Origin of the sequence: Thermogemmatispora sp. (assembly GCF_019683755.1) — a bacterium.
Taxonomy (GTDB): Bacteria; Chloroflexota; Ktedonobacteria; order Ktedonobacterales; family Ktedonobacteraceae; genus Thermogemmatispora.
Genome location: NZ_JADGHT010000430.1, coordinates 1 through 3,440, shown reverse-complemented (window position 1 = coordinate 3,440; position 3,440 = coordinate 1). Strand labels below are relative to the sequence as shown.

At 57.2% G+C, this 3,440-nt stretch carries 2 protein-coding genes; both read left to right on the top strand.

Annotated features, from left to right (window positions below):
• On the top strand, window positions 1–2,035 hold a 2,035-nt coding region (locus tag IRZ24_RS18350), incomplete at its 5' end, for a DUF2079 domain-containing protein (protein ID WP_297167542.1).
• A 42-nt stretch (window positions 2,036–2,077) separates the two neighbouring features.
• A complete protein-coding gene (locus tag IRZ24_RS18345) occupies window positions 2,078–3,313 on the top strand; it encodes a hypothetical protein (RefSeq protein ID WP_297167539.1) in 1,236 nt (411 codons plus the stop codon).
• The last annotated feature ends 127 nt before the right edge of the window (window positions 3,314–3,440 follow it).

Below are 3,440 nucleotides of genomic sequence, written 5' to 3'. Positions count from 1 at the left end.
CGAGGACCTGGGAATTATGGATCAGGCAGTCTGGTCCATTGTACATGGTGCCGTCCCCCATCAAACGATCTGTAATATTGTCGGCGATACGAATTGCTATAGTAGTAACGGTATTAGCCGCTTCGCCATTCACTTTGAGCCAGTGCTCTTCCTGGTGGCCTTGTTCTATCTGTTCTGGGCCACCCCAAAGACTTTGCTGGTACTGCAAACGCTGGTCGTAGCTACTGGAGCTTTCCCTGCTTTCTGGCTAGCCCGTCTGCGACTACGCAACGATTGGATTGCCATTGGCTTTGCTCTGCTCTATCTCCTCCATCCTCTCCAGAATCTGGCGCTACTCAATGACTTTCATGCCGTCACTTTTACCTCGGCACTTTTGCTGTTTGTTCTCTACTTTATGTACACAGGACAGACAGCGTGGCTCTTTGTCTGTGCCGTGCTGGCTATGGCCTGCAAGGAGGAGATCCCCATCCTGGTGGGCCTCTTTGGTCTCTGGTCGCTGCTCTTCCAGCGTCGTTGGCGCTCAGGCCTGGGCCTGGTGCTGCTAGCTCTTGTCTGGATCGGGCTGGAACTGGTGATCACCCGCCTCTCTGGTGGGCCACTGCTCGCCTCGCGCTATGCTCATCTGGGCAATGGGCCGCTCGATATTGCCAAAAATATCTTGCTTCACCCGCTCTCTATTCTGAAGCAGTATGTCTTGGAGCGACAGCATTTCTTCTACTTGCGCCAGGTACTTAGTCCCACGGGTTATTTACCGCTTCTGGCACCTTGGGTACTAGTGCTGGCGCTGCCAACGCTGGCGCTTAATCTCTTGAGCTCAAAGCCCGATATGTATAGCGGCCTCTACCACTATAATGCCGAGATCGTGCCTGTGCTGATCTTTGCTAGCATCGAGGCTGTGGTAGTTATTGCATGGGCGGTGCAGCGCCTCCTTGCAGGAGGCAGTACGCTCTGGCAGAGGATGATGGCGGCCTGGCGGCGTTGGCAGGCAAGCTGGACCATTCGTAACCCGTTCTCGGCTTTGGTGGAGTCTCGTGGCGCCTTAAGCTGGGGTCAGATCGTATCGCTAGTGTTGCTCATGGTCTATTTGCTCTTCTCTGTTGCGCGGGCAGATGATGCTCACGGTACTATGCCTTTCTCGCCAGGCTTCAAGTGGCCGGTGATCAGTGCTCACACCCAGCTCGCTGAGCATTTCATCCAGATGATTCCTCCAGAGGCCTCTGTCTCCGCCCAGTCGGCCCTCGTTCCCCATATCAGCCATCGAGAGCATATCTATCTCTTCCCCTATGCCGATCAACAGGCCGACTATGTCTTCCTGGATGTGACCAGCGATATGTATCCGCTCTTCCTGGGCAGCTATGTAGCCGAAGTTAAGAAAGTGCTCTTTAGCGGACAATATGGGATTGTAGCCGCTCAGGATGGTTATCTGCTGCTCAAGCGTGGGCTGCCAGCCCCCGGCGTCTCGCCGGCCTCGCCAGTGCCCAGTGGGCCAGCGGCTCTGCCGGCCCTGCCGGCAACCTTCTGCTCCTTCCAGTGGGTCGGGGCGCAGCAGGTCGAGCATCCGATCACTGCTACCTTCAGGAGCGATGATGGAGGAAAGCCTTTGGTGGATCTAGTAGGCTACAGTATGCCAACACCGGCTACCCTTGATGAAGGAACCTATCTCCAGTTTACGTTCTATCTGCGGGCTAGAAGCGCCTCGCTACCAGCGCTCGACTTGCTGGTCTTGCTCAGGGATAGCGCCGGTCGGGAGCACCTCTTGACTCAAGATTTCCCAGGTTTCGCTTTTTGCCCTACGACTACCTGGCAACCTGGTCAGATCCAGATGTTGAGAACGCTGGCTTTTAGTCTGGGATCTGCCCATGTCGCTCCTGGGCTAGCCCATATTTCTATTGCGCTTGTACCTGCGAGCCATTCGGGCAGTACAATGATGGATGTGCAGGCCAGACTGCCTGTGCAGGTTCAAGGTGCATCCGGGGAGGTAAGGGCGATACCGGATGCACGGGAGTTGCAGTTGACGAACGTATTTGTTCGCTAACTTCAGAGGCGCCGCTGAGTGCGCGTAGAAAGGGTTCGTGGCATGGGAGTTTTGCTTGGTCAACTCCCGCTAGCAGAAATGGGACGCTTGAAAGCTGAGCTGGCGGAGACATTGATCGCTAACTTCTGCTATCCGCGATTTTACGATTATCGCACTGAGTCTTTGCGGATGCGCCCGGTTGATAGCGCCAAGCGCAAAGAGGTCTGGCTCTATTTGAGTTCGGTCGACTTCACGGCCTGGAACCGCGTGGACGTGATGTCGCCGGAGCTGCAAACCTATATTGAGCGCCTCTTTATCCATTTTGTGCAGCGCAACCGGGCTTTTTTTGGCAACCAGGGGCGTAAGCGCATGGCCGATGTGCGCATGCTGATCACTACCTCAGCCCAGGCAGTGGCCGAGGGGCTCCGCGCCCACCTGGCCAATCCGCAGAAGAAAAAGTCCTCGTTCGGGAGTCCGCGGCCCGTACCTTCCTGGGCGACGACTCGCGCCACCCCTGATCCTGAGTTAACATGGGAGCAGATCAGCCAGTCCACCCTGTTACTCCAGCAGCAGCTGCAAGAGCTGCGCGGAGAGATGGACGGCTATGAGAGCCGTCAGGCTGGCCAGAGCTTGCCCTCGACTCCAGGACGGCCTGCTATGCCCTTGCCGACAGTCTCAGGCCCAATGGCAGCCGGCAGAATGCCGACAGCGGCAGAGGAGCGTCCGTCTGCGGCTGCTTCTGCTGCGCCAGCCTCCTCGTCCCCAACACGGCGCGCTCCTCCGATTCCTTCGCGCGCCCTGCCTGGCTCTCCTCCGGCAGCGGGCAGCTCGCCACTGCCCCCCGCGCGCCGCTCTTCGGGAAAGCTCTCTCAGCCCGGACCTCAGTCGACAGAGCCTCCTGCGGCCCAGGCGGCTTCTTCAACTGCACCGGTGCCGGTCCAGCCTCGCTCTCCCATAGGTGCCCAGGCGGGCGGACGCCCTGCTATGCCCGCACCAGCTGAGGCAACTCCTCTGCCGGCCAATGAGGATGTGACGATTTTTGAGGAAATGCGTCAGCAGCTCGTACTCTGGCTGCGCCTAGAGGCGGTACGCTTGGGCCTGGATATTTCTGGACAGAGTCCCTCTCAATTGATCGATCTGCTGCGGCGCCAAGATGGCTTTGAGCAGACGCGCTTGCAGGTTATTTCAAGTTTGCTGAACTTGATCGCTCAGGTGCTCAAGCATGGAAAAGCTAGTCCAATGGATTATAAGCAGGGGCTGATGTTCTTCCTCATGCATACGCGCCAACTTCGCCCCTAATGCTGCTATCGCTCCAAACTTTGCCTCTGGAGAGTCAGCCCCCTCTCCAGAGGCAGAACATCCTCCTGCTTATAGCTCAGTTTTCTTCACAGACCTTCCCTCTTGCTTGTTATAGTATGAATTACTC